Consider the following 1,087-nt stretch of genomic DNA (forward strand, 5'->3'; position numbering starts at 1 on the left):
CGGTCCGGGTCGGTGCCCACCCGGCCCTGGACGGCATCGCCCGGGTCACCGTCGCCCCGGACCCCGGGGCCGTCGCCGCCGAGATCTCCCGGCTGGCCGCCGCGCTGCGGTAGCCGCCGTACGCCCGCTTCCGGGTCAGCGCTTGGCGCGCACCCGCTGCCAGACGTATCCCGCCGCCGCGAGCACGACCGTCATCGTGCCCGAGGCGTAGAGCTGGACCCGGGTGTCGGGCTGCCGGGCCATCAGGACGAAGACCGCGGCCATGCCCGCGAGCGCCACCCAGGTGAGGTACGGGAACGCCCACATCCGCACGACCAGCTTCTCCGGGGCCTCGCGTTCGATGCGGCGGCGCAGCAGCAGCTGGGAGACGGCGATGAAGATCCAGACGACCAGGATCACCGCGCCGATCATGTTCAGCAGCCACGGGAAGACGTCATCGGGCCGCCAGTAGCTCAGCAGCACGCAGACGAACCCGACCACGCAGGAGGTCAGCACCCCGATCCGGGGCACCCCGCCGGACACCTTCGCCAGCACCTTGGGGCCCTGGCCGCGCTCGACCAGGGAGTAGGCGATGCGCGAGGAGCCGTAGATGTTGGCGTTCATCGCGGACAGCAGGGCCACGAACACCACGACGTCCATCAGCCGGCCCGCGCCCGGGATGCCGAGGTGGTCCAGGGTCGCCACGTAGGGGCCGCGCGCCACGACCTCCGGGTCGTTCCAGGGGACCAGGGCGACGACGACGGCCATGGAGCCGACGTAGAAGACCGCGATCCGCCACATCGCCGTCTTCACCGCGCGCGCCACGCCCCGCACCGGGTCCTCGGACTCCGCCGCCGCGATGGTGACCGTCTCCAGGCCGCCGTAGGCGAAGACCGAGGCGAGCAGGCCGATGACCAGGCCCTGGCCGCCGTGCGGCAGGAAGTGGCCGAGGTGGGCGGTGCCGGGGGAGTCCGTGCCGGGCAGCACCCCGGTGAGGGCGAGCACGCCGAGCACCAGGAACAGCGAGATCGCGCCGACCTTGAGCGCGGCGAACCAGAACTCGAACTCGCCGAAGTTCTTCACGGCGGCCAGGTTCGTGCCCAGGAAG

General features: G+C 72.4%; 1 protein-coding gene. It reads right to left on the reverse strand.

Annotation, left to right across the window (positions count from 1 at the left end):
• Positions 1 to 135 precede the first annotated feature (135 nt).
• Positions 136 to 1,087: amino acid permease (locus ACPC54_RS42275; protein WP_498973090.1), on the reverse strand; the 952-nt coding region annotated here is incomplete at its 5' end.

It is taken from the genome of Kitasatospora sp. NPDC094028, from assembly GCF_049543595.1.
Taxonomy (GTDB): domain Bacteria; phylum Actinomycetota; class Actinomycetes; order Streptomycetales; family Streptomycetaceae; genus Kitasatospora.